Below are 26420 nucleotides of genomic sequence, written 5' to 3'. Positions count from 1 at the left end.
TCGTGCAGTTCGGCGGTGACCCGTTCCAGGAGGTGCCGCATGCGGCTGTCGTTCATGAATCCGTCCTTCGTGCGCGATGCCCGGTCCGGGACACGCCCCGGGGGTGCGGGGCGGGGGCCGGTGCGGGTGGGGTCTGGTGGAGAAGGAGGCGCGGTGCGGCGGCGCCGCTCGGCCGGGGCCGCCGGCTCAGGAGATGCCGAGTTCCTTGCCGATGAAGTCCATCAGCTCGTCGTCGGTGGCGGCCGACAGCGCGGCGGAGACGTCGCCCCCCGGCCCGGTCCGGTCGGCCGGGGCCGTGCCGTCCGCGCCGTTGGGGCCGTCCGTTGCCAGGGCGGCCAGCCGGGCCGCCGCGTCGGCCCGCTCCGGACCGTCCGGCGGCAGCGTCGTCAGCAGCGCTTCCAGACGGTCGAGGTGGGCCCGCAGCTCCCGCGCCGCGCCACCCGCCGCCGCCTCGGCCGGGGCGAGCCGTTCGTACAGCAGGTCGGCCACCGCCTGCGGGGTGGGGTGGTCGAACACGACGGTGGTGGGCAGGCTCAGCCCGGTGCGCCGGTTCAGGCGGTTGCGCAGTTCGACGGTGGTGAGGGAGTCGAAGCCCTGTTCCTTGAAGCCCCGGTGGACGTCCACGGAATCGGCCGGCCGGCCGCCCTGCACCTCGGCGACCTGGGTGCGTACGAAGCGCAACAGCAGCCGGCGCCGGTCCTGCTCGCCGGTCGCCGCCGCCAGCTCGGCGCGCAGTCCGTCCGGCCGCTCGTCCGGCTGCGGTGCGCTGTCGGCCGTGGGGCCGCCGGTGAGCGCTTCGAGCAGGGGGTGGGCACGCAGGGCCGCCAGGGCCGCCCAGTCGCCGCGGCACACGACCAGGTGGGTCTCGTCCCGGTCCAGGGCCTGTTGCAGCGCGGCGACGGCGAGTTCGGGGTCCATGGGCAGCAGCCCGTGGCGCTCGGTGCGGCGGGCGGCCTCGTCCCCGGCGATGCCCTCGCCCGCCCACAGCCCCCAGGAGACGGACGTGGCCGGCAGGCCGGCGGCGCGCCGCTGGAGGGCGAGGGCGTCCAGGTAGGCGTTGCCGGGGGCGTAGTTGGCCTGTCCGGGGGTGCCGAGGACGCCGGTGGCGGAGGAGAAGAGGACGAACGCGGTCAGGTCGAGGTCACGGGTGAGTTCGTCCAGGTGGCGCGCGCCGGCCGCCTTGACCCGCAGGACCCCTTCGAGCCGTTCGGGCGTGAGCGCGTCGAGCAGGGCGTCGTCGAGGACGGCCGCGGTGTGCACGACCGCCGTCAGGGGGTGTTCCGGCGGAACCGAGCCGATCACCCGGGCGAGTGCGGCACGGTCCGAGACGTCGCACGCGGCGAAGGTCACCCGGGCGCCCAGCGCGGTGAGTTCGTCCCGCAGCGCGGCCGCGGCGGGCGCCTCGTCGCCGCGCCTGCTGAGCAGCAGCAGATGGCCGGCGCCCTTGCGGGCCAGCCACCGGGCGGTGTGCCCGGCCAGTGCGCCGGTGCCTCCGGTGACGAGGACCGTGCCGTCACCGGGGGTCCATTCGGCCGCCCGCCCGTCGGCGGGGGCCGGTTCCAGGGGAGCGGGCACCAGGCGCCGGGCGAGCAGTCCCTCGGGCCGTACGGCCAGTTCGGCCTCCCGGTGGCGGCCGGTGAGGGCGGTGAGCACCCGGGCGGCGGCGCCGATGTCGGCCCGCTCGGGCAGGTCGACGACACCGCCCCAGCCGTCGGCCTCGGTGGCGGCCACCACGGCGAGTCCCCAGACCAGCGCTCCGGCCGGGTCGGCCGGCCGGTCGCCGGTGCCGGTGGTCACCGCGCCGCGGGTGAGGGCCCACAGCGGCGCGTCGGTGCCGATGTCGTCCAGCGCCTGGAGGAGCGCCGTGGTGGCGGCGAGGCCGTGCGGCAGGGCCGGCAGGCCCGGTTCCGGGTCGTGGTCCAGTGACAGCAGGGACAGCACGCCGGTCACCGGCTCCGCGGAGGACAGGCCGACGGCTTCGGCGAGCAGCGTGGCGAGGGACGCGCGGTCGGAGCGGCCGGCCGGGACGGGGACGCGGTCGACACGTGCGCCGGCGTCCCCGAGGGCCCCTTCCAGCAGCGGCCCCCACGTGTCGTACGGGCGGGGCGCGCCGTCGGCCCGGTCGGGCAGCACGAGCAGCCAGCGCCCCCGGACGGTCCCGGGCGCCGGGTCCGGTACCGGCTGCCAGCGCACCCGGTGCCGCCACCGGTCGATCTCGGCCGCCCGGCCGCGCTCTCCGTGCCACGAGGCCAGCAGGGGCAGGACGGCGTCGAGTGCCTCACGGCGCCCGGGGTCGGTGATGCCGAGCGTGGTGGCGAGGGAGTCGAGTTCCCGGCGTTCCACGAGGTCCCAGAACCGGCCGTCGTCGGCCGGGGGGCCGGCGGGCGCCTGGTGTTCGGGCGCCTGGAACCAGTGGCGTCGCCGCTGGAAGGGGTAGGTGGGCAGGTCCACCCGGCTCGGCCCCGACCGGCCGATGACCGCGCTCCAGTCGACGCCGGCCCCCCGCGCGTGCGCCGCGCCGAGGGCGGTCAGCAGGGTCTCCGGCTCGGGACGGCCGCGGCGCAGCGCTGCGGCGAGGGCGGGCGGGGGTGTGTCCTCGCCCTGTCCGCCGAGCAGGCCCTCCTGCGCCAGGGCCGTGAGGACGGCGTCGGGACCCAGCTCCAGGTACGTGGTGACCCCGTCGGCCTCCAGACGGCGTACGACGTCGAGGAAGCGGACCGCGCCCCGGGCGTGTGCCGCCCAGTACCCGGGCGGGATCGGCCGGTCGCCGGTGAAGAGGGCGCCGTCGAGGGCGCTCACCAGGGGGATGTCCGGCGGCAGATGGTCGATTCCGTCGGCGACCCGGCCCAGTTCCGCGGTCATCGGCTCCATGAGCGGGGAGTGGAAGGCGTGGCTCGTGCGCAGTCTGGCGGTCCTGCGGCCCCGGGCGCGGAACCCTGCCGTCACGGCGAGCACCGCGTCCTCCTCTCCCGAGATCACCGTCGCAAAGGGGCCGTTGACGGCGGCGATGCCGACCTCCGACTCCCGGCCGTCGAGGGCGTCGATCACCTCGTCCTCGGTCGCCTCCAGGGCGACCATGGCTCCGCCCTCCGGCAGGGCCTGCATCAGGCGGCCCCGGGCGACGACCAGCGCGGCGGCGTCCGGGAGGCTCAGGGCGCCCGCGACGTGGGCCGCGGCGAGCTCGCCCACCGAGTGTCCGGCGACCACGTCGGGGCGGACGCCCCAGGACTCCAGCAGGCGGAACAGCGCCACCTCCAGGGCGAACAGCGCCGGCTGGGTGAACAGGGTCCGGTCCAGTGCGCGGACGGTGTGCGGGGCGGACGGCTGCTGCGGGTGCGGGCGTCCTTGCTGCTGGTCCTGCGGGATCGAGCGTCCGGGCTGCTGATCCTGCGGGTGCGGGTGTCCCGGCTGCTGATTCTGCGGGATCGGGCGTCCGGGCTGCTGATCCTGCGGGTGCGGGTGTCCCGGCTGCTGATCCTGCGGGTGCGGGTCCGTGGCCCGGTGTTCCTCGGCCGGCTCGGCCTCGTCCGCGCCGGTGAAGACGATGTCCCGCAGCGGGGCGGGCGCGTGTCCGGACAGATGGGCGTCGAGCGCGGCGCACGCCTCGTCGAAGGCGGCGGCGAACACGGGGTGGGCCGCGTACAGCTCCTTCCCCATGCCGGGCCGTTGGCTGCCCTGGCCGGTGAAGAGGAACGCCAGCCTGCCGGAGGCGGCGGACCGTCCGTGGACGACCCCTTCGGCACTCTCCCCGTGGGAGAGGGCCCGGACGGCGGTGTGGAGGTCGGCCGGGCGCCGGGCCACCACGACGGCACGGTGGTCGAACAGCGGCCGTCGGGCGAGGGCGTGCCCCACCTCGGCCGGGTCGACGCCTTCGGACGCCGTCGCGTTCAGCAGCGCGGTCAGCCGTGCGGCCTGGTCGTGCAGTGCCTGCGGGGTGCGCGCCGAGAGGATCCAGGGGACGGGGACGTCCCGGTCGGGAGCCGGGCGCTCGGGCTCGGCCGGGGCGGGCGGCGCCTCTTCGAGGATCAGATGGGCGTTGGTGCCGCTGATGCCGAACGCGGACACGGCGGCGCGGCGGGGACGGCCGGCGGCCGGCCAGGGCGTGGCGCGGGTGAGGAGTTCGACGGCGCCCCTGGACCAGTCGACGTGCGGGGTGGGGCGGTCCACGTGGAGGGTGGCGGGCAGCAGGTCGTGCCGCAGGGCCTCGGTCAGCTTGATGACGGAGGCGACACCGGCCGCGGCCTGGGTGTGCCCGAGGTTCGACTTCAGGGAGCCGATGCGCAGCGGCTGTCCCTCGGGGCGGTCGAGTCCGTAGGTGTTGATCAGTGCCTGGGCCTCGATGGGGTCGCCGAGGGTGGTGCCGGTGCCGTGGGCCTCCACGGCGTCGATGTCACCGGTGGTCAGCCGGGCGTCCGCCAGGGCCTGGCGGATGACGCGCTCCTGGGACGGGCCGTTGGGAGCGGTGAGCCCGTTGCTGGCGCCGTCCGAGTTGACCGCGCTCCCCCGGATCAGGGCGAGCACCCGGCGGCCGGCCCGGCGGGCGTCCGACAGCCGCTCCAGCAGCACCAGGCCCACGCCCTCCGACCAGCCGGTGCCGTCGGCCGCGGCGGCGAACGGCTTGCACAGCCCGTCCGGAGCCAGCCCGCGCTGCCTGCTGAACTCGGTGAACATGCCCGGCGTCGACATCACCGTCACACCGCCCGCCAGCGCGAGGGCGCACTCGCCGGAGCGGACCGCTCGCGCCGCCAGGTGGAGCGCCACCAGTGACGAGGAGCAGGCGGTGTCCACGGTGAGTGCGGGCCCTTCGAGACCGAAGGTGTAGGCGATGCGGCCCGAGGCGACGCTGACGCTCGCGCCGGTCAGCCGGTGGCCGGCGCCGCCGCCGGCTTCGTGCAGGCGGGGGCCGTACTCCTGCTGGGTGGCGCCGATGAAGACGCCGGTCCCGCTGCCGCGCAGGGTCGCGGGGTCGACGCCGGCCCGCTCCAGCAGTTCCCAGGAGGTCTCCAGGAGAAGGCGCTGCTGCGGGTCCATCGCGTCGGCCTCGCGGGGCGTCAGTCCGAAGAAGTCGGCGTCGAACCGGTCGGCGTCGTGCAGGAATCCGCCGCGGCGCACGTACGTGTGGCCGGGCCGGTCCGGGTCGGGGTCGTAGAGGTCCTCGTCCCAGCCCCGGTCGACCGGGAAGCCGCTCGTCGCGTCCGTCTCCGAGACCAGCAGGTCCCAGAGCCGCTCCGGGGTGTCGGCGCCGCCGGGCCAGCGGCCCGCGGTGGCGACGATCGCGATCGGGTCGTCGTCCTCGCTCCCGGGCTCCCCGGCCTGACCGGCCTGCCCGGCCTGCCCGGCCTCATCGACGGTTCCGGTGGCCCGTTGTGCTTCGGCGGTTTCGCCGGAGGTGGTGCCGGTGGCCTCCGCCGCGAGGTGCCGGGCGAGGGCGACCGGGGTGGGGTGGTCGTAGGTCAGGGTCGGCGGCAGCCACAGCCCGGTCGCCCGGGACAACCGGTCGGCGAACTCCACCGCTCCGAGCGAGTCCAGCCCGAGAGCCTTGAACGTCCGTTCGGGGTCGAGGTCCTGCCCCTGGGTGACGCCCAGGACGTCGGCGGCGACGGCCCGGACGAGGGCGAGGAAGTCGGTCCGTGCGGCCGGCACCGGCACCCCGGACGTGGCGGGCTTCGGGCCGGCGGCGACGGACACGTCGGGCGCGGAGGGGGACGCGTTCGTGGCGGAGGCGGCCGGCGCGGGGGCGGACGCGTTCGGCGCGGGGGCGGCGGCCGTGGGGGCGGGGGCGGCGGCCGTCGGCGCGGGGGCGGCGGCCGTCGGGGCGGGGGCGGCGGCCGTCGGGGCGGGGGCGGCGGCCGTCGGGGCACCCGTGGTCCGGGCCGCGCCGGCGAACCGGAAGGGCCTGCGCCGGAAGGCGTAGGTCGGCAGCGCCACCCGCTCTCGCCGTCCCTCGCCGAAGAAGGGGGACCAGTCGGTGTCGGCACCGGTCACATGGAGTTCGGCCAGCCCGCTGACCAGGGAGAGCCGCTCGGGCACCCCGGGGCGCAGCAGCGGGACCACGGAGGCGTCACGGCCCGCGCTCGACCGGGTCAGGGAGGTGAGCACGTTGCCCGGACCCAGTTCCGCGTAGCCGGTGACGCCCCTATCGGCCAACTGCCGTACGCCGTCGTGGAAGCGCACCGGGCGCCGGATGTGCTCGGCCCAGTAGTCAGGCGAGGTCAGCTCGTCCGGACCGGCCGGCCGGCCGGTCACGTCGGAGATCACCCGGAGGGTCGGGGAGCGGAAGGCCAGTGTCGCGGCGATCCGCCGGAACGCGTCCACCGCGCCGTCCATGTGCGGGGAGTGGAAGGCGTGGCTGACCTTCAGGCGACGCGTCCTGCGGCCCTCGCGGGCGAACCGTTCGGCGACCTCCTGCGCCGCCTCGACGTCTCCCGAGACCACCACCGCACGCGGGCCGTTGACGGCGGCGAGCGCCAGCCGGCCCGCATACTCGGCCAGTACCGTCTCCGCCTCGGCGGCGGTGGCCTCCACGGCGATCATCGCTCCGCCCTCGCGGGCCTCCTCCATCAGGCGGCCCCTGGCCGCGACGAGGGTGACGGCGTCAGCGAGCGGGAGCACCCCCGCGACATGGGCGGCGGTGAGGCCGCCGATGGAGTGCCCGAGCACGAAGTCCGGTGCCGCGAAATGCCGTTCGAGCACGCGGTACAGCGCGGTCCCCAGCGCGAACAGACCGGCCTGGGTGTAGCGGGTACGGTCGAGGAGCGCGGCGTCCGGCGAGCCGGGAGCGGCGAAGAGGACGTCGCGCAGCGGCCGGTCGAGGTGGGTGTCGAACTGCGCGCACACCTCGTCCAGGGCCGCGGCGAACGCGGGTGTGGTGGCGTGCAGCCCGAGGCCCGCGCCGGCCCGCTGGCTGCCCTGTCCGGGGAAGAGGAAGGCGACGGTTCCCGTCGCCCGCACCGGCGCGCGGCCGACCACGGCCCCGGGGGCGGGCTCGCCGGCCGCCACGGCGTCCAGCGCGCGCAACAGGCTGCGGCGGTCGTGGCCGAGCGCCACCGCGCGGTGCGCGAACCGGGTGCGGGTGGTGGCGAGGGAGTGGCCGAGGTCGGCGATACCGAGGCCGGGGCGGCCCCGGACGTGCTCGGCGAGCCGCTCGGCCTGGGCCCGCAGCGCCGCGGGGGTGGCGCCGGACACGGGCCAGGGGATGACGACGTCGGCGGCGGCCGCGGTCGTCACGGTGGCCCCGTCCGTGGCGGCGTCGGCGTCGGCGTAGGCATCGGCTTCGGCATCGGCATCGGCATCGGCATCGGGGGCGCTCGGAACGGTCCCGGTGGTTGCCGCGTGCACGACGCCGTCGGCATCGGCGGCGCTCGACGCGGCGTCGGAGTCGGTGGCGGCGTCGGCGGATGTCGCCGGGCGGGCGGCGGCGGGCGGCTCGGCCAGCAGCACATGGCAGTTGGTGCCGCCCATGCCGAAGGAGCTCACGCCGGCGATCAGCCGCCGGTCGGGCCGGGGCCAGGGGCCCGACGCGCGCTGGACCCGCAGGCGCAGCGCGTCCAGGGGGATCCGGGGGTTGGGGGTCTCGTGGTTGAGGGTCGCGGGAATCCGCCGGTGGCGGAGGCTGAGCACCGTCTTGAGCAGACCGGCGACACCGGCCGCGCCCTCCAGATGTCCGATGTTGGTCTTCACCGAGCCGACCACCAGACGCTCGTCGCCCTCGCGGCCCGTGCCGTACGCGGCGCCGAGCGCGGCGGCCTCCACCGGGTCTCCCACCGGGGTCCCGGTGCCGTGCAGTTCGACGTACTGCACCTCGCGCGGGTCGACCCCCGCCTGCCGGGCCGCCTGGAGCAGCACGTCCCGCTGGGCGTCGGCGCTGGGTACGGTCAGACCCTCGGTGGTCCCGTCGTTGTTGACCGCGCTGCCGAGGATCACGCTGTGGACATGGTCGCCGTCGGCGAGCGCCGCCGCGAGCGGCTTGAGGAGCACCATGCCGCCGCCCTCACCGCGTGCGTATCCGTTGGCGCGGGCGTCGAAGGTGTAGGAACGGCCGTCCGGTGACAGACCGCCGAAGCGGGCGGCGGCCGAGGTGCTGTCCGGGGCCAGGTTGAGGTTGACGCCTCCGGCCAGCGCGAGCGTGCAGTCGCCGTCGCGCACGGCCCGGTAGGCCAGGTGGAGGGCGACCAGGGCCGACGACTGGGCGGAGTCGACGGTCAGGCTGGGGCCGCGCAGGCCGAGGGTGTACGACACCCGGTTGGCGAGGATGCCGCGGTTGAGTCCGGTCAGGGTGTGGCGGGTGAGGGGGCCCGCGTCCTCGCGGTGGCGCAGCGTCGCGTAGTCGTGGGCCATGGCGCCCACGTAGACGCCCACGGGGGTGCCGGCGAGGCCGGCGGGGACGATCCCGGCCTCCTCCAGTGCCTCCCAGGCGAGTTCGAGGACGAGCCGCTGCTGCGGGTCCATCTCGGCGGCCTCGCGCGGGGAGACGCCGAAGAAGTCCGCGTCGAAGTGGTCGACGTCGTCGAGGAAGCCACCGGGCAGATCCGCGCCGCGCGGCGCGCCTGACCCGGGCCGGCCGTCGACGCCGCCGGCGTCTCGCGACACGTCGGTGTCCTGGGGCGCGCCCGTGTTCCGTGACACGCCGGCGTCCTGTGACACGTCGGCGTTCCGGGGCACGTCCGCGTCCCGGGGGGCCCGGCGGTCCTCGGGGGGCGGGCCGACAGCGCTTCCGCCCCGCCGCAGCAGATCCCAGAAGGCGTCCGGGTCCGGTGCGCCGGGCAGCCGGCACGCCAGTCCGATCACGGCGACGGGAACGACCGTGTCGTGGCCGGCTCCGGCCACCTGGGGGTCAGCCTGCCTGGTCATCGTTCTCGCCGAACCCTTCTCGACATTCCGCGCGGAAGATTTCCCGCTGCATCGACTTTCCTGCCGGGACGGCCGGAAAGGCGATGCGATGATTCGTCCCGCATCCCGGCGCCACCGCTCATATTTTGGCCGGGCGGCGCATTCCACGCCGACCCCTAACCTCCCCCTATGACTTCCCGCACCACGTTTCACCTGCTGCTTTGAAGATCGCCGGGAGCACGGGACCCTGTTCACCCACCGACACCCCTAGGGGTCGCGATTAGGGGTTCCCCATGGGAAATGGCCCACCATAGCGTCTTCCACAAACATGCGGCAGCGTCAATCGGCTTGTTCACGTTGAAGGGAATCACAGATGGATTCACTGACCGAGGCAGTTCTCCGGGGAGCCTCCGCGGACGAACTGGAAAGCGCTCCGGTCCCGGCGGACTTCGTCGCCGCTCACATCCGGCAGGAGGACGTCGGCATCTTCGACGGTCAGGCCGACAGCGACGTCCGGCGCTCGCTGCGGGTGGGCCGGGTGCCGATGCCGGAACTCGCCCCGGACGAGGTGCTGGTGGCCGTGATGGCCAGCTCCATCAACTACAACACGGTCTGGTCGGCGACGTTCAAGCCCGTGTCGACGTTCGGCGCGCTCAAGCGTTTCGCCAGGACCGGCGGTCACGCGGCCCGGCACGACCAGCCCTTCCAGGTCGTCGGCTCGGACGCGGCCGGGGTGATCGTGCGCGTCGGGGCCGGCGTACGCCGCTGGAAGGTCGGCGACCACGTGGCCGTCAACGCGGCCGTCGTGGACGACCAGGACCCCGTCACACACGCCGACGGCATGCTCGGCGCCGACCAGAAGGCATGGGGGTACGAGACCAACTTCGGCGGCCTGGCGCACTACACCGTCGTACGGGCCAGCCAGCTGCTCGCCAAGCCGGGCCATCTCACCTGGGAGGAGGCGGCCTGTGTGCCCCTGTGCGGCGGAACCGCCTACCGGATGCTGGTCAGTGACCGGGGCGCCCGCATCAAGCAGGGCGACATCGTCCTGATCTGGGGCGCGACCGGCGGTCTCGGCGCCTTCGCCGTCCAGTTGGTCAAGAACGGCGGGGGCATCCCGGTCGGTGTGGTCAACTCCGAGGCCAAGGCGAAACTGCTGGCGAAGCTCGGCTGCGACGTCGTGATCAACCGCGAGGAGATCGGCATCGGCGGCCGGGTGGCGGCCGGCGCCGACACGGTGGAGCTCGCCAAGCGGCTCGGCCGGGCCGTCCGGGCGGAGCTGGGCGAGGACCCGCACGTCGTGTTCGACCATGTCGGCCGGGCCACCTTCGGGATCTCGGTCATCGTGGCCCGTCGTGGCGGCACCGTCGTCACCTGCGGTTCGAGCACCGGCTACGAGCACTCCTTCGACAACCGCTACTTCTGGATGAACCTCAAGCGCATCGTGGGCAGCCACGGCATGAACCTGAACGAGGCCGCGGAGATGATGCGCCTGCTCAAGCTCGGCAGCGTCGCGCCCGTCCTGTCCGACGTGTATCCGCTCTCCGAGGTCGGCGAGGCGGCCCGCCTGGTACAGACGAACGGCCACACCGGCAAGGTCGGCGTGCTCGCGCTGGCCCCCCGTCCCGGACTCGGCGTGACGGACCCGCGGACGCGCGCCGCGCTGGGCGAGGAGTGGCTCAATCCGCTGCGGTCCGCGCCGCAGCCCGCCCTCGCGGGATGAGCGATCCGGGGTGCTCGAAACCCCCGGGGCACTCCGTCCCCGAAAACCCCCGGGGCACTCCGTCCGCCGAAGCACCCGTCCGCCGGAACGGCGATGAACGCCGCCGGCACCGCCGCCGCCGGCGCGAACGGCGCCCGCCGCCGACGACCGCGAACGGCGCCGGCACCGCCGTAGGCCACCGCGAACAGCGGGTGCACGCACCACCGTAGCCACCGCGAAACGGCGCCCCCACCACACCCGCCCCGCGCGCCGCGTGCCCCGCGCGCCCCGAACCCGAGCCGAACGCACCGACGAACCGCGCCGCAGCGAGGAGAGGACCGCCGCCCATGACCGCCACCGCCCTTGACCCCCTGGCGACCGCACTGCCCACCCTGCCCGAGGTCCTGCGCCTGCGCAGCGCGACCCGACCCGACGACATCGCCTACGTCTTCCTCCACAACGGCGAGACACCGCAGCAGACGCTGACGTACCGGCAGCTCGACGAAGCCGCGCGGGCCCGGGCCGCCGAACTGGACGCGGCCGGGCTCCGCGGCGGCGCCGCCGTCCTGCTTCACCCGTCCGGTCTCGACTTCGTCTCCACCCTCCTCGGCTGCATGTACGCGGGCGTCGCCGGGGCTCCCGTCCAGGTGCCGACCCGGCTGCGCGGTCTGACCCGGCTGCGGCGCATCGCCGACGACGCCGGGACGACGACCGTGCTCACCACGGCAGCCGTCAAACGAGACCTGGAGGAACGTTTCGGGGACACCCCGGAGCTGGCGGGGCTCACCCTGGTGGACACCGGATCGCCGCCCGCTCCGGCGGCCGGGGAGTGGACCGGGCCGGCGGCCGGCCCCGACGACATCGCCCTGCTCCAGTACACCTCCGGCTCCACCGGTGACCCCAAGGGCGTACGGGTCACCCACGCCAACTTCCGCAGCAACGTGGCCGAGACGGACCTGCTGTGGCCCTGCCGCCCCGACAGTGCCGTGGTCAACTGGCTGCCCCTCTTCCACGACATGGGGATGCTGTTCGGGGTCGTCCTGCCGCTGTGGGCGGGCATCCCGGCGTACCTCATGGCTCCCGAGGCGTTCATCCGCCGGCCGGCCCGGTGGCTGGAGGCCATCTCCCGGTTCCGCGGCAGCCACACCGCCGCGCCGAGCTTCGCCTACGAACTGTGCGTGCGGGACGCGGCCGACAACGGCGTGCCCGAGGGACTGGACCTGTCCAGCCTGCGGGTGGCGGCCAACGGGGCCGAGCCCGTGCGGTGGAACGCCGTACGCGACTTCACCCGGACGTTCGCCGGGGCCGGTTTCCGGCCCCGGGCCATGTGCCCCGGCTACGGGCTGGCGGAGAACACCCTCAAGGTGACGGGGAGCCGGGAGGACCAGGATCCGACGCTGCTCCTGCTCGACGCCGAAGCCCTGCGCGAGGGCCGCGTCGAGCGGCTCCCGGACCGGGTGACGCCCCCGCCGTCGACGCCGGGCGACCACCCGACGGACCCGACGGATCCGGTGGACCCGGTGGACCCGGCGTCCGGTGCGGGCGCCGTCCACGCGGTGGGCTGCGGCACGACGGTGGGGACGACCTCGGTGCGCATCACCGACCCCGGGACGCTGGCCGGGCTGCCGGACGACACGGTCGGCGAGATCTGGGTCAACGGCCCGTGCGTGGCGGACGGTTACCACGGGCGGGCCGAGGAGAGCCTGCACACCTTCGGGGCGCGCCTGACCGGTGAGGAGGACCGTGGCACCTGGCTGCGCACCGGGGACCTCGGCTTCGTCCACGCCGGCGAGCTCTTCGTCACCGGCCGGCTCAAGGACGTGATCATCCGCAAGGGCCGCAACTACTACCCGCAGGACATCGAGGTGTCGGCGGAGCGCGCCGACCCGGCGCTGCGCCCGAACTGCGCGGCGGCGTTCTCCGTGGACGACGGCACGGCCGAACGGCTGGTGGTGGTCGTCGAGGCCGACGGGCGTGCGCTGCGCGACGGCGGCAGCGAGGGCCTGCGCGGGCGCGTACGGGAGGCGGTACGGGACGGCCAGCGGCTGGAGGCCGACGAGATCCTGGTGGTCCGAAGGGGGACGTTGCCGAAGACGTCGAGCGGCAAGGTACAGCGCCGTGAGACGCGCCGGCGCTATCTGGACGGTGAGTTCGCGACGCGTACGACACCGGACTCCGGGGAGGCACGGTGACGGGCGGCGGAACGACCGGGCACGGACCGGCGGGCTCTGACGGTGGTACGACCGGACACGGAAGCGCGGGCGCGGACGGTGGGGTGGCGGCGGACGGCGCCGCGCGGGGGCTGAGCGTCCCCGCGGCCGTCCCCGGTGCCCGGATCCTCGGAGTCGGCGCCTACCGGCCCTCCCGTGTGGTGCCGAACGCCGAGGTGGCGGCGGCGATCGATTCGAGTGACGACTGGATCCGGCGCAGGTCGGGCATCGCCACCCGCCGCTTCGCCGCCCCGGACGACACCGTCGTCGACATGGCCGCGGCCGCGTCGCTCAAGGCTCTGGCCCAGGCGGGCATCGCCCCCGACGCGGTCGACACGGTGCTGCTCGCCTCCATGTCCCAGCTGACCCAGTCGCCGCCTGCCGCTCCCCGGGTCGCCCACCGGATCGGCGCCGTCTCGGCGGGCGCCCTGGACGTGGGGGCCGCCTGCGCGGGCTTCGTCCACGCCCTCGCGACCGCCGACTCCCTGATCCGGTCGGGCACCAGCCGGCATGTCGTGGTGGTCGGCTCGGAGCGGATGACCGACATCGTGGACCCCACGGACCGCGGCACGGCCTTCCTCTTCGGCGACGGGGCGGGCGCGGTGGTCGTCGGCCCGGCCGACGAGCCGGGCATCGGGCCGGTGGTCTGGGGCTCCGAGGGCGACCGCCACGGGGCCATCGCCCATTCCGGGCCCTGGCCCGCGCCGGGGGCGTCGGTCACCGTGGCGCCCACCCTGCGCATGGACGGCCCCGCCGTGTTCCGGTGGGCGGTGGCCACGGTGCCGGTGGCGGCGCGCGCCGCCCTCGCCGCCGCCGGGGTGGACGCCGGTGACCTGGCCGCGTTCGTCCCGCACCAGGCCAACCTCCGCATCGTCGACGGGGCGGCGGCCGCACTGCGGCTCCCGCCCCACGTGGTGGTGGCCCGTGACGTCGTCCACACGGCCAACACCTCCGCGGCGTCCGTCCCGCTCGCCCTGGAGGAGCTGATCGCCCGGGGCGCGGTGCCCCGGCGCGGTCTGGCGCTGCTGGTGGGCTTCGGCGCGGGCCTCAGCCACGCGGCGCAGGTGGTGGCCCTGCCGTGACGGACGGCGGCCAGGCCGGAGCAGGTCGGCCAGGCCCGGTCGGTCCGGTCGGGTCGGCCGGTCCGGTCGGGTCGGCCGGTCGGCCGGCCGGTCCGGTCGGCCGGTCCGGTCGGGTCGGCCAGGTCGGTCCGGCCTGGTCGGCCAAGCCCGGTCAGACCAGGCCGGCCAGGCCAGGCAAGACCAAGCCAGGCCAGGCTGGGCCGGACCTGACCGGACCGGACCGGACCAGACAGGACCAGGCCAGGCCAGGCCAGGTCAGGTCACGTCACGTCACGTCACGTCAGCCAGGGGCCGGTGACCGCCTGGACGGCCGAGCCGTCCAGGTCGGCCAGTTTGATCGCGGCGAGTTCGCGTGCCGCGCCGGAGGTCTGCACCCGGAAGGGCGGCCGCTCGGCGGTGAGCACGTCGATGACCACGGCCGCCGCGTCGACCGCGCTCTGCGCCTGCTCGAAGAGGCCCGCCGTGGTGGCGAAGTAGGCCTTGAAGGCCGCCTCGTAGGGGCCGGCGTTCTCGATCAAGCCGGGCACGGACGGCTCCAGACGGGTGACGAACTCGCTGGCCACCGGGCCCGGTTCGACCACGGAGACCTGCACTCCGGCGGTCGCGGCGACCGGGGCGAGGGACTCCAGGAAGCCCTCGAGGGCGAACTTGGCGGCGCAGTAGGCCTCGTTGAACGGCTGCCCGATCAGACCGCCGAGGCTGGAGACGGTGACGAGGCGGCCGCCGACCGCGCGCAGGTGCGGCAGCGCCGCCTTCGTCACCTCCACGACTCCGAAGAAGTTGACCTCCAGGACGGACCGGAAGGCCTCGACACCGATCTGCTCGACGGTGCCGAGCTGCCCGACCCCGGCGTTGTTGATCACCGCGTCGAGACGTCCGTGGTCGGCGACCACACCGGACACGGCCTCGCCGACGGACTCCGGGTCGGTCACGTCGAGACGGGCGACATGGACGCGGTCGCCGACACCGGCCGCGTCGGCGGCCGCGCGCAGGGCGTCCCCCCTGCCGGTGTCGCGGAGGGTGGCGACGACGTTCCAGCCGGCCTCGGCGGCCCGGACCGCGGTGGCCAGGCCGATGCCGGAGGACGTGCCGGTGATGAGGACAGTACGCAGGGAGGTCATGAGCGTCTCTTCCGGTGAGCACGGGGAGCACGGGCGCGTGGGCGGGATCCGGAACCGCACGGGTCCCGTCGGCGGTCGGTACCGGACCTGCCGTTTCGCCCACCGTGCCATCACCCCCGGGGGCCGCCAACCCCTATTTCCACGGGCCCCTTCCCTACCTTGCGTGCGTTTGCGCCGCCCCCTTGACAACGCGTCGTCCCGTGCGCTGGGAAGCGGTTCGCCGCGCACGGGACGCGACTCGCGAAGCGATCGCGCCCCACCCGTCCCACAGGGAACAGCCACCCCAAGTGATCTGAAACGCTTATCAGTTGATGCTAGCGTTGATCCATGAGACCGGTCTTCGACATCATCGCGCTGCGCAGTCTCGTCGCCGTCGCGGACGAGGGCGGATTCCGCCGGGCCGCCGAGTCCCTGACCCTCAGTCAGTCCGCGGTCAGCCAGCATGTGCGGCGGTTGGAGAAGACACTGGGACGACCGGTGGTGGAACGGGCCGGCCGTGCCACCCGGTTCACCGCGGCGGGCAAGCTCCTCCTCGACGAGGCGCGCTGGATCCTCAGCGTGCACGACGAGGCCGCGCGACGTCTCCTCGGTTCCGAACCGGCCACCGTCGTCATCGGCTCCGCCGAACACGCCGCGGACCAGATCCTGCCCATGGTCACCGAGGCCGTCCACCGGACGCTGCCGCGCTCCCAGGTCAGGTTCCGCATCGACCGCTCCGCACGGCTCGTCGAGGCCGTCAACCGCAGATCGGTGGATCTGGCGGTGTACGTGACGGAGGCGGTCGTCGTCGAGGGCATGCCGGTCGGCGGACTGCCCCTGAAGTGGTACGCCGCGCCGGGGTGGACGCCGCCGCCGGCACCGGCCGCGCTGCCGCTGGCGGCGATCGAGGAGCCGTGCGCGGTCCGCCGCCAGGCCCTTCAGGTGCTCTCCGCCCACGACATCCCCGCGTCGGTGGTCTGCGACGCCGGCTATCTGGCCGGCGTGCTGGAAGCCGCCCGCGCCGGACTCGGCGTGGCCCTCCTGGCGGCCACCGGTCGCGGCTACGACGGCCTGGTGGAGTACACCGGTCTCCCGCGGCCGCCCGCCATCCGGATGAGCGCGCACGCCCGGCCGGGCGCCGACCCGACGATGGTCATGAACGCGGTCGAGGCGGTCCGTTCCCTCCTGGAGGAACTGGCCCGGTCCCGCCCCGCGGCGGGTCCGGACACGGCCGACGCACTCGACTCGCCGTGCGGTGATCTCTCCGACGACCAGTGGAAGTCGGTGGAACCATTGCTTCCGCTCGGGGAGCGCGGCCCCTACCCGGAAGGCCTGCGCCGGCAGTTCGACGGGGTGCTGTGGCGTTTCCGCACCGGCAGTCCGTGGCGGACCGTACCCGAACGCTACGGGGCCTGGCAGACCGTGCACCACCGCTTCCAGCAGTGGGCGCTGGCCGGAACCTTCCAGACCCTGTCGGGGACGGCCGGGACGACGGTGACCCACCCGCACTGGCCGGCCACCCTGCGGAAGGCCGCCGAGGAGGAGCGGAGGCTGCGCGCCCGAGACGCGACGGGCCCGGGCCTCCTCCCGGACGACGGACACCTCTGAGCCCGACCGGCGACGGGACCCCGCCCGGGTGAGCGTCGAGGCCCCTCCCGGTGTCCCGGTCACCGGTCACGGCGCGGGCGCGGCCGAGGAGGCACGAGCAGGAAGCAGCCCTCATGACCGGCGCGATCGGTCTTCCGCTCGTGGTGCCGGTCGCCGCGGCCGGCGTCCAGGGCGCCGCGGCGGACACGCGGCTGTCCGGCCGGGGCCCGTGGCGCGATGATCGATCAGCGTCGCAGCCACTCGTCGAGCAGCGCGGCTTCGGCTTCGCTGAGACCGGGCAGCTCGGGCACGAGGGTGCGGAAGGCCGCGACGACGGCTGCCTGGTCCCGGGTGGGGACAGCGGGCTCATCCGTGAGGATGGCGCGAGCGACCGCGTCGAAGGCGGCGTCGGCCAGGTGCGGGTCGCTCTGCCCCGGCGGCAGGGTGAGCAGGGTGTGGACGGTTCCGGTACCCGCCGAGCGGATGAGGTTGACGGCGCGTTCCTCGCTCACCCGAAGCCGCCCGGCGGCGGCGATCCGGTGCACTCGCTCGGCCAGGATCAGCACGCCCTTGGCCTGTGCCGGGGTGTCGCGTGCGCGGGCCGGGTCGAGCAGCAGGCCGTAGACGTACGGATTGGCCAGCCCGAAGCTGATCTGCGTGTCCCAGCCGGCGCGGAGGTCCTCCACGGGGTCGTCGGAGGGTGCGGCGGTCTGCTTGCTCGCCACATGGTGGGCGAAGACCTGCTCCGCGGCGGCATCCAGAAGGTCGTCCTTGTCCTGGAAGAAGCGGTAGAGGGCAGGAGGCTGGAGCCCGGCCTCGTGGGCCACGCGGCGCGTGGTGACCGCGGCGGGCCCTTGTGTGCGCAGCAGGTCAGCCGCAGCTGTCACGATGCGGTCGCGGGTGAGGTCTCGCCGCTGCGTGTTCGATGCCATGCGGACGATGGTATCGCTCATGTGCGACAAGCGATGTTATCGATGATATCGCGACCCTTTCCCCTGCGTGCCCCGCACAGATCCCCGGCACGCCCCGTGCGCCGCCGATCGGCCTTCGAATGTGCGTGAACGTTGGAACCAACGGAATTATCACTGGTATCGTCATTTCTGTTCCATTGGAAACAACGTCAGATCGGAGCCACCAGTGCTGATCATCACGGGAGCCACCGGCCGTCTCGGGGCGCTGATCGTCAGCCGCCTGCTGGAGCGGGTACCGGCGGACCGCATCGGCGTCAGCGTGCGCGATGTGCGCAAGGCCGCCGGGCTCGCCGAGCGCGGCGTCCGGGTCCGGGCGGGAGACTTCACCGAACCCGGCAGCCTGCGGCACGCGTTCGAAGGTGCCGAACGCGTCCTGGTCGTCTCCGCGGCCATCCGGGGTGGCGGCGCGTCGACCGCCAACAGGGCCGCCATCGACGCCGCACGGGAAGCGGGCGCCCACCACATCCTGTACACCAGCCACCAGGCCGCCTCCCCCACCTCCCTCTTCCCGCCGCAGCTGGTCCACGCGGCCACCGAGGAGCACCTCGAGCGGCAGGGCATCCCCTACACCGCCCTCCGCAACGGGTTCTACGCCTCCACCTTCGACTCCTACATCGGTGCGGCGCTGGAGACAGGCACGCTCGCCGTGCCGCAGGACGGCCCGGTCTCCTGGACGGCTCACGAGGACCTGGCGGACGTCGCGGCCGTCGCCCTGACGGAAGAGGGAGCACTCGAAGGGATCACACCGCCGCTGACAGCCCCCCACACGTTGGACTTCGCCGACGTTGCCGGCATCCTCAGCCGCATCACCGGCCGGACCATCTCCCGAGCCGTCATGGACGACGACGAGTGGACCTCCGCAGCAGTCGCCGGCGGGATGCCGCGGCCTGCTGCGGAGTTCGCCCTGACGATGTTCGCCGCGTCGCGCAAGGGCGAGTTCGACGTCACCGACCCCACGCTGGAAGCCACCATCGGCCGCCCCGCGAAGACCGTCCACGAGGTCCTGGAGGCCGTCGCCCGCTCCCGGTGAAGCTACGCCGCCCCTCCGGAGCCCGCGGCCGACGGCGGTACCTCGACCACGAAGAACAGGAAGCAGGGTTCGGCCGAAAGGTCATGGAAGCCGTCGGGGAACAGTTCACGGGCGGTCGGGTCGGGCTGCGGCTCGCTGATGACGGCAAGGCGGAAGCCGGCGGCGGTGAAGGCGTCGATCATCGCGTGCAGCGGCTTGCGCCAGAACCTCATCGGGACGGACTGCCCGCCGAACGTCCAGTCGAAGGTGTAGCTGGTGGTGGCGAAGTAGTCGGGCCGGGGATCCCCGATCGTGTAGGCCACGAACGGGTGGTCCACCGACGCGATCAGCCGGCCGCCGGGCCTGAGCACGCGCCGCAGCTCGGCCAGCGTCGGCCCCCAGTCCTCCAGGTAGTGCAGCACCAGCGACGCGACCACGTCGTCGAACGCGCCGTCGGCGAACGGCAGGGGGTCGCGCAGGTCGGCCACGTGCAGGGGTACGTCGTCCCCGAGCCGCCGCCTGGCCAACGCCAGCATCCCGGCGCTGGCGTCGACGCCGGTGACGACCGCACCGCGGTCGCGCAGTGCGGCGGACAGGGGGCCCGAACCGCAGCCGGCGTCCAGGATCCGGCGGCCGGCCACATCGCCGGCCAGGGCCGTCATCGCGGGCCTCGCGTAGTACGCGTTCACGAGGCTGTGCTCGTTCTCCGCCGAGTACGCCTCGGCGAAGCTGTCGTAGTCGTTCACCCGGGCCTGCTGTGCAGACCGGGCGAAACTCGCGGGCAGGTCGGTCGATCGGTCCATCGTGGCAGGCTAGTGGTCACGTGATCCGCCGGACAGATCCTGTCGTCGGCCTGCGCCGCGTCCGCGGCCGGTGCGCCCCCGGACGACGGGTGCGACCGCCCCGCTGAACGCCTGATCCGGTGCGGCGGGACCGGGGGCGGTCCCGCCCGTGAACCGGTGGGCGGCACGGTCGCGCCGCACCCCAGGGGGCGTCAGAGGCCGAGCAGCCGTTCGGCGTTGAGGTGACAGATCTTCGCCCGGTCGAGTTCGCTGATCGGGGCGTTGTCGATGAAGTGGACGGCCTCGGCGTTGCCTTCCATGGGGTAGTCGGTGGAGAACATGATCCGGTCGGCGCCCAGGGCGAGGAGGCTGCCCAGCAGCGGTGCCGGTGCGCACACACCGCTCGTGGTGATCATGATGTTCTCGCGGATGTAGTCCGAGGGCCGTTCCTTGCCGAGTTTGCGGCCGCGGTGGTCGAGGAACGCCCAGCGGCTGTCGAGGCGCCAGAGCATGCTCGGCAGGCCCTCGCCCATGTGCCCGAGGACGAGCGTGGCGCCGGGGAACCGGTCGAAGACGCCGGAGAAGACGATGCGCAGGGCGTGGGTGGCGGTCTCCACGCCCCAGCTCCACATGGGGCCGATCAGTTCCTCGTGGCCGCCCAGGTTGTGCCAGGTGTCGTAGGAATTGGCCGGGTGCAGGTAGAGGGGGACGCCGAGGGCCTCGGCGCGCTCCCACAGCGGGAGGTACTTGTCCGCGTCCAGGTACTCGCCGTGGGTGTGGCCGTTGATGAGGGCGCCGCGCAGCCCGAGCTGGGTGACCGCGCGGTCCAGTTCGGCCACCGCCGCGTCGGGGTCCTGGAGGGCGAGGGAGGCGAAGCCCGAGAACCGGGTGGGGTGCTTGGCGACGACCTCGGCGAGGAAGTCGTTGCTCACGGCTGCGTTGCGCACCGCCGTCGCGGTGTCCTTCTCCACCTGGACACCGGGCGAGAGCAGCGAGAGGACCTCCACGTCGATGCCGTACTCGTCCATCTGGGGCAGGCGCACGTCGGTGAAGTCCAGCAGCCGCTTCAGCGACGTCTCCCACTGCGCGGGGTCGAACATGGCGGCGCCGGGGAGGCTGTAGTACTTCATCGCGTCGGTGGTGAAGTGCTCTTCGAGGGCGATCTTGCGCATGGTGGGTCCTTTCGTCGGGCTTCGTTGCCCGAGCGGATCGCGGTGGTCGCCGGCCAGGTGCCTCAGGGGCGGGCCGGGCGGGTCAGGCCGCCGAGTCGGGGCGGAGCGTGAGCGCGGGTGCGGTGTGCGGCCGGAGCTGCGGATGTCCGGTGTGCCGGTGCGGGACGCAGAGGGCGGCCAGCGCGCCCAGGGCCCCGACGGCGGCGAAGACGTAGAAGTTCCATTCCAGGCCGAGCCCGGAGTCGAGGAGGCGGCCGCCGAGGGCGGGGCCGGCGATGGCGCCGAGCCTGCCGACGGACAGCGCCCAGCCCATCGCCGGCGTGCGCAGATCGGCCGGCATGCGGTCGATGAGGTAGGCGTTGACGAGGGCCTGGACGCCGAGCAGTCCCAGGCCGCACACCAGCAGGCACAGATACAGCAGCCACATGGCCGGACCCCGGCTGATCACGAGGAGGCCGGCGCCGCCGGCCAGGAAGGCACCCGCCACGACACGGCGGGGGCCGAGTCGGTCCGCCAGGAGGCCACCGGGTACCAGGCCGACACTCGCTCCGACCCAGGACAGGCAGGTCAGGGTGAGCGCGGTGTCGGTGGAGAACCCGCCGGTCTGCATGATCGTGGGCAGCCAGGTGCTGAAACCGAAGGTCAGCAGCAGCCCGCAGAAGGCCATCAGCCAGAACAGCACGGTCGTGGCCGCCAGTCGGCGCGTCAGCAGCAGGCCCAGTCCCAGCAGGCGGTCCCTCGGGGCCTGGGCGGGAAGCTGCGCCTCGGGCAGGCCGAACCGCGCGGTGACGCGCGCCGCCTGGTCGCCGCGGCCGGTGCGCAGCAGGTGCAGGGGGCTCTCCGGCAGCCGTGCCAGGGCCCAGGGGACCACGGTGATCAGCGCGGCCGCGCCCACGAAGTACAGGACGCGGAAGGAGACGTCGGGCAGCAGCCAGGCGCCGAGCAGCGGTGCGCCCAGCGAGCCCAGGCTCGAGGCGGCCATGACGATGCCGATGTTGCGGGCGCGCTGCCCGGCGGGGGACATCTCGGCGACCACGGCCGTGAGGGTGGGCAGGACGACGCCGAGCCCGATGCCGGCGAGCAGGCGGGAGGCGGCGAAGGTGCCGGGACCGCCCGCCGCGCCGGAGGCGAGCATGCACAGGGAGAAGAAGGACAGGCCGCTCAGCAGGAGCCGGCGGGGTCCGACGCGGCGGCCCATCGCCCCGGCGACGCCGGCGCCGATGAGCATGCCGAGCGCGGCCAGGGAGCCGATGTCGCCGGCCTCTCCCTTGGACAGGTGCCAGTCCGGTGTCGCCAGCAGTGACGGCACGGTGGCGCCGTAGACCGACAGGTCGTAGCCCTCGAACAGGGCGATCAGAGCGGTGAGTAGGAGGAACGGCAGCATGGCGGGCGCGTGGTCACGGGGACCGGACGGCGCCGTCGGGGTTGCTTGCACGGGCGGTTCCCCTTCGGGAGGTGTGTGTCGCCGATGTGGTGCTGGTGCCGAGGTGCCGCACGGGGCGGGCGGCGGACCTGCGCCCCGAGAGCCGGGGCGGCGGACTTGCGCCCCGAGAGCCGGGGCCGCGGACCTGCGCCCCGAAAGCCGGGGCCGCGCACATGCGCTCGGGAGGCCGGGACGGCGGACATGCGCTCCGGGGCCGGGACGGCGGCCGCGCCGCACCTCGCCCCGCCCCGCCCCGCCCCGCCGCACCTCGCCCCGCCGCGCGCCTCAGTGTGCCGGAGCGCGGAGGGCACGTACGGCCGAGCGGCGGGCCTCGTTGGAGACCACGGTGTTGCGCAGCCGGCCGAGGCGTTCCACCTCCACCTCCACGACGTCGCCCGGTTCCAGCAGCCACGGTGGCGTCCGGGCGTAGCCCACACCGGAGGGGGTTCCGGTGGCCAGCAGATCGCCGGGGCGCAGCGTGAACGTACGGGAGATGTGGGCGAGGGTGTCGCCGACGCCGTACACCATCTCGTCGGTGCGGCCGTCCTGCACGACCTCGCCGTTGACCCGGGTCACGACGCGCAGTCCGTCCCGCAGGTCCCCCACCTCCGCCGCCGGGACCATGGGGCCGAGCGGGCCGGAGTGGTCGCCGTTCTTGCCGAGGATCCACTGGGAGGTGAGCTTCTGGGCCCGCCGCGAGGTGAGGTCGTTGAAGGTGGAGTAGCCGACCACGGCGGCCAGTGCCTCCTCGGGAGTGGCGTCCACGAGCGGGGCGCCGATCCACGCGACGACTTCGCCCTCCCAGTCGAGTCCGTCCTCGCCGGCCGGTACGGGCACCTCGGCGCCGTCGACGGTGAGCGACTGGGTCCAGCGGGCGAAGAGCGTCGGGTGCGGCGGCAGCTCCTGGTCGCGGAAGGTTCCCTCTGCGACGTGCTTGAGGTAGTTCAGGCCGACGCAGATGACCCGGGCGTCCGGCCGTACCGGAGGGACGAACGTCACCGAGGACGCCGCGAGCGTCGGCCCCCCGCCACCGCGGGCGAGGTGACCGGACGGGTCCGCCCAGAACTCCTCCAGCGGGGCCAGCACCGTGATCTCGCGCCCGTCGGGCGAGAGTTCGGCCACCTCCGCCCCGTTTCCCTGCCGCCGGATACCCACTATGCGCATGCGCAGCTCCCAGTCCGTCACGTCCGGAGGAAACCTCGTAACCCTTTAAAGGTTCGGAGGTTTGTGCTTCGATGGCGACTATGCCTCAGGAACCAGCCGACGGACAAGACATGCGACCGCGGCGCTCCACGCCGGGGGGCGCGGTGCTCTCCGGCCTCGGCGCCGCCTCCCCCGGGCGCACCCGCGCCGAGCAACTGGCCGCCGCCCTCGACGACCGGATCAGGTCCCTCGGCCTGCGGGCCGGTGACGCCGTGGGGACGCTGGAGTCCCTGCGGGAGGAGACCGGTTACGCCTACTCCACGGTCAGCGAGGCGGTGCGGGTGCTGCGGGACCGCGGGGTCCTGGACATCCGTCCCGGGCGGGGCGGCGGACTCTTCGTCGCCGACCGCGGGCCGGTGGTACGTCTGCGGCACACGCTGCTCGACGTCCAGGACGAGCCGGCCACCGTCGCCGACGCCATCGAACTCCGCGACCACCTGGAAGTGCTCGTCGACGTGGGCGCCGCCCGCTGCCGCACCGAGACGGACGTGGCCGAACTGCGCGAGCACGTGGAGCGGTTGCGTGCCGCACCGGACTGGGACGCGTTCATGCGGGCCAACTGGGCGCTGCACGAACGCATCGCCCGGATCTGCCCCAACCGCATGGCCGCGGCCGTGTACGCGGGGACCCTGGGGCACCTCAGCTCCGCCTCGTCCCGGTTCGACGACGCGGAGGCGTCGGGGCGCTACCGGGCCGAGCGGTGCGAGGTGCACGCGGACCTCGTCGAGGCCATCGCCGCGGGCGACGAAGCCGCCGTACGCGCCGCCGTGGCCCGGCACAACACCACCACGTAGGCAGTCGGCCCCCTACCGGTCCGATCACCGCCGGACACCGGGCACCGGACACCGCACGTCAGCCGGAGCCGAGCACCACCGCACACCAGCCTGAGCCGAGCACCACCGCATGAGAGGGACGCCTCATGTCATCCGCCGCATTCCGCCGGTACCTCTACCCCCCGGACCACCCGCGCATCGCCGACCTCAAGGGCGTGGACGCCTACACCTACCGCGAGACCGCCCGGGCCGAGGGCACGTTCACGGGCGAGCTGATCCGCGGCTGGACACCGCTGTACCGCAACGACTTCGTGGGCGTCACCGAGGACGGCACCCTGCGCCGGGACGTCCATCCCCTCGTCCCGGCGAGCCCGGGTGAGGAAGCGCCCACCGCCGCCATGGTCGCCGCCGCGCGGGAGCTGCTGGGCACGCTGGACGAGGAGGGCCGGGCCAGGATCTGCCATCCGGTGGACGCCGTGGAGTGGCAGACCTGGGCCAATCCCGAGTTCATGCAGTTCGACACCGGGCTGCGCCTGGAGTTCCAGCCGCCCGAGGTGCGCCGCGCGGCGCTCGCCCTCGTCGAGGCGTCCCTCAGCCCGGAAGGCTACGACGAGGTCCGCACGATGATGCGGATCAACGGCTTCCTCGGGGAGGTCGTCGGCCTGGAAGGCATCCTCAACGAGTTCAGCTACAACATCGCCCTGTACGGCGAGCCCGACCCGCGCGGCGCGTGGGGCTGGCAGCTGTACGGCCACCACTGCGCCGTCAACTGCCTCGTCGTGGACGGACGCATGACGCTCGGGCCGGTCTTCCTCGGCGCGGAGCCCAACGAGATCGACGCCGGCCCGCACGCCGGCACCACCGCCTTCACCGAACGGATCACGCTCGGAAGGCAGGTCATGGCCGCCCTCGACCCGCGGCAGCGACGAGCCGCCACCGTGTACGCGCACATGGTCGACCCGGCGATGCCCGAAGGCCGGGTGCACCCCGGCGACGAACGGCATCTCGCCGGCGCCTTCCAGGACAACCGGGTCATCCCCTTCGAGGGCGTACGGGTGCCCGACATGCCCCCTCGGGCGCGGGAGGCGGTCCTGGCCGTCGTGGAGGAGTTCGTGCGCCCCCTGCCGGCCGGTCCGCGTGCCGCCCGGCTCCGGGAGGTGCGCGCCCACCTGGACGAGACGTGGTTCTGCTGGATCGGCGGCCACGGCCCCGACGACGTGTTCTACTACCGCGTCCAGTCGCCGGTGATCATCGCCGAACTCGACCACCACTGCGGCGTGTTCCTCGACTACGACTCCCCCCAGCCGTTCCACGTCCACACCGTGCTGCGGACGCCGCACGGCAACGACTACGGCCGGGCCTGGGTCCGGCAGTGGCAGCGGGGAGAGCACCGGTGACCGGGACACGGGCGGCGGCCACGACCGCACGGCACGAGATCGCCAACCTCCTGCACACCTACACCGAGGCCGCGGACCGCAAGGACGTCGACGCCGCGGTCCGCGTGCTGGGCGGGGCGCGGGTCCGGTTCCCCTCGGACGGCTTCGACACCCCCGCCGGCGCCGAGGCGTTCTTCGGCCGGCTGTGGGACTTCCCCGGCCGCCACCGGCACGACGTCTCCAACCTCGTGGTGCTGCCGGGCCAGGACGCCACGGGAACGTGGGAGGCGCGCGCCCACTACACGAGGTGGCTGCTGGATCCGTCGCCCAGGGTGCACACGTTCGGCGCGTACACCCTGCTCGTGGCGGAGACGGACTGGACGGTGCGTTCCCTGACCGTCACCCGGACGTGGACGGAGGACGGCGGGTGACGGACATCGGCCGGGCGACCACCGTGCTCGACGCGATCGCCGAGAGCCGGTGGCCGCTCACCCTGACGGACCTGGCCACCCGGACCGGGATCCCCCGCTCGGCGGTGCACCGGGCGATCCAGGCGCTGGAGCACGAACTGTACGTCGTGGCCGCGCCGGAGCGCCCCGGCTACATCCTGGGCCCCGGTCTGCTCAAGTTCGGCATGAACGCGCACCTGGGGCTGCTGGCCGCCAACCGCGCCCAACTGGTGTCGGTGGCGCGTGAGGTCGGTGAGAACGCCGAACTGGCCGTCTTCAGCGGACGGGAGGTGGTGGTCGTCGACCAGATCGCGTCCCCGGAACGCCTCAAGGGCGTCACCCAGGTCGGCAAGAGCTTCTCCCTGCACGCCAGTTGCATCGGTATGGCCCTGCTCGCGCAGCTCCCCGACACCCGGGTGGTGCAGGTCCTGCCCGAGCGGCTGAAGCGGTTCACCGACCAGACGGTGACCGACCGCGGCGCCGTGCTGGACGCCCTGACCACCGTGCGCCGGTCGGGCGTGGCGGTCGACCTGGAGGAACACGACGTGGGGATCTGCGCCCTCGCCACGGGCATGACCGGGCCCACCGGAGCCCTCCAGGCCGTCGCCGTCGTCATGCCCACCCATCGTTTCCGGGCCAAGGCGCCGCTGGCCGTCGAGAGTCTGCGGCGGCTCAATCCGCTCGTGGACACCCGCCTCGCCCTGCGGCAGTGCAAGGTGACCTGATCCCGGGACGCCCCGCGTGTGACGGCA

Annotated in this window: 16 protein-coding genes; 9 read left to right on the top strand and 7 right to left on the bottom strand. The window is 74.2% G+C overall.

Annotation, left to right across the window (positions count from 1 at the left end; genetic code table 11):
• Nucleotides 1-186: 186 nt before the first annotated feature.
• Nucleotides 187-8850 (bottom strand): SDR family NAD(P)-dependent oxidoreductase, encoded by an 8664-nt coding sequence (locus tag ACIP67_RS02810; protein WP_401686298.1) that lies wholly within the window; start codon nt 8848-8850, stop codon nt 187-189.
• Between the two features lie 352 nt (nt 8851-9202).
• Here ACIP67_RS02810 and ccrA point away from each other — a divergent pair, with 352 nt between their 5' ends.
• The 3 genes from ccrA (at nt 9203) to ACIP67_RS02795 (ending at nt 13823) form a co-directional block, all read left to right on the top strand.
• The gene (gene ccrA / locus ACIP67_RS02805; RefSeq protein WP_401686295.1) at nt 9203-10552 is read left to right on the top strand and encodes a crotonyl-CoA carboxylase/reductase; all 1350 of its coding nucleotides are present in this window, start codon (nt 9203-9205) and stop codon (nt 10550-10552) included.
• A gap of 326 nt (nt 10553-10878) precedes the next feature.
• Complete coding sequence (locus tag ACIP67_RS02800; protein WP_401686293.1) at nt 10879-12723, top strand: fatty acyl-AMP ligase; 1845 nt, start codon at nt 10879-10881, stop codon at nt 12721-12723.
• Nucleotides 12724-12806: 83 nt separating this feature from the next.
• The gene (locus tag ACIP67_RS02795) at nt 12807-13823 is read left to right on the top strand and encodes a beta-ketoacyl-ACP synthase 3 (RefSeq protein ID WP_401686290.1); all 1017 of its coding nucleotides are present in this window, start codon (nt 12807-12809) and stop codon (nt 13821-13823) included.
• Between the two features lie 275 nt (nt 13824-14098).
• Here ACIP67_RS02795 and ACIP67_RS02790 read toward each other — a convergent pair whose 3' ends face one another.
• A complete protein-coding gene (locus tag ACIP67_RS02790; protein ID WP_401686287.1) occupies nt 14099-14944 on the bottom strand; it encodes an SDR family oxidoreductase in 846 nt (281 codons plus the stop codon).
• Between the two features lie 327 nt (nt 14945-15271).
• Between ACIP67_RS02790 and ACIP67_RS02785 the strand changes: the two genes are divergently transcribed.
• Entirely contained in the window at nt 15272-16531 is a 1260-nt protein-coding gene (locus tag ACIP67_RS02785) for a transposase (protein WP_401686284.1), read from the top strand.
• Between the two features lie 224 nt (nt 16532-16755).
• Here the strand turns inward: ACIP67_RS02785 and ACIP67_RS02780 are convergent, their stop codons facing one another.
• Complete coding sequence (locus ACIP67_RS02780; protein WP_401686281.1) at nt 16756-17442, bottom strand: TetR/AcrR family transcriptional regulator; 687 nt, start codon at nt 17440-17442, stop codon at nt 16756-16758.
• A 205-nt stretch (nt 17443-17647) separates the two neighbouring features.
• Between ACIP67_RS02780 and ACIP67_RS02775 the strand changes: the two genes are divergently transcribed.
• Nucleotides 17648-18511 carry an SDR family oxidoreductase gene (locus ACIP67_RS02775; protein WP_401686278.1) on the top strand — a complete coding sequence of 288 codons (864 nt, stop codon included), beginning with the start codon at nt 17648-17650 and terminating at the stop codon, nt 18509-18511.
• Between the two features lie 2 nt (nt 18512-18513).
• Here the strand turns inward: ACIP67_RS02775 and ACIP67_RS02770 are convergent, their stop codons facing one another.
• The 4 genes from ACIP67_RS02770 to ACIP67_RS02755 all read right to left on the bottom strand — a co-directional run bounded on the left by ACIP67_RS02770 (nt 18514) and on the right by ACIP67_RS02755 (nt 23031).
• On the bottom strand, nt 18514-19293 hold the full coding sequence (locus tag ACIP67_RS02770; RefSeq protein ID WP_401686275.1) for a class I SAM-dependent methyltransferase: 780 nt from the start codon (nt 19291-19293) through the stop codon (nt 18514-18516).
• 191 nt (nt 19294-19484) lie between these two features.
• Nucleotides 19485-20444, bottom strand: a complete 960-nt coding sequence (locus ACIP67_RS02765) for an amidohydrolase family protein (RefSeq protein ID WP_401686273.1) — start codon at nt 20442-20444, stop codon at nt 19485-19487.
• Nucleotides 20445-20526: 82 nt separating this feature from the next.
• Nucleotides 20527-21879, bottom strand: coding sequence for an MFS transporter (locus ACIP67_RS02760; RefSeq protein WP_401686271.1), 1353 nt, complete (start codon nt 21877-21879; stop codon nt 20527-20529).
• A gap of 273 nt (nt 21880-22152) precedes the next feature.
• On the bottom strand, nt 22153-23031 hold the full coding sequence (locus tag ACIP67_RS02755) for a fumarylacetoacetate hydrolase family protein (protein ID WP_401686268.1): 879 nt from the start codon (nt 23029-23031) through the stop codon (nt 22153-22155).
• Nucleotides 23032-23141: 110 nt separating this feature from the next.
• On the opposite strand from ACIP67_RS02755, the gene ACIP67_RS02750 reads away from it, so the two are divergent.
• The 4 genes from ACIP67_RS02750 (at nt 23142) to ACIP67_RS02735 (ending at nt 26393) form a co-directional block, all read left to right on the top strand.
• A complete protein-coding gene (locus tag ACIP67_RS02750) occupies nt 23142-23864 on the top strand; it encodes a FadR/GntR family transcriptional regulator (protein ID WP_401686265.1) in 723 nt (240 codons plus the stop codon).
• Nucleotides 23865-23989: 125 nt separating this feature from the next.
• Nucleotides 23990-25240, top strand: a complete 1251-nt coding sequence (locus ACIP67_RS02745; RefSeq protein WP_401686263.1) for a DUF3500 domain-containing protein — start codon at nt 23990-23992, stop codon at nt 25238-25240.
• Complete coding sequence (locus ACIP67_RS02740) at nt 25237-25650, top strand: nuclear transport factor 2 family protein (protein ID WP_401686260.1); 414 nt, start codon at nt 25237-25239, stop codon at nt 25648-25650. Before ACIP67_RS02745 ends, ACIP67_RS02740 begins: the two co-directional genes overlap by 4 nt.
• The gene (locus ACIP67_RS02735; protein WP_401686257.1) at nt 25647-26393 is read left to right on the top strand and encodes an IclR family transcriptional regulator; all 747 of its coding nucleotides are present in this window, start codon (nt 25647-25649) and stop codon (nt 26391-26393) included. The genes ACIP67_RS02740 and ACIP67_RS02735 overlap by 4 nt, the downstream gene beginning before the upstream one ends.
• The last annotated feature ends 27 nt before the right edge of the window (nt 26394-26420 follow it).

Origin of the sequence: Streptomyces sp. NPDC088812 (genome assembly GCF_044750285.1) — a bacterium.
Lineage (GTDB): Bacteria > Actinomycetota > Actinomycetes > Streptomycetales > Streptomycetaceae > Streptomyces.
Note: the sequence above shows the minus strand (reverse complement) of the source record. Positions and strands in the feature narration are given on the sequence as shown.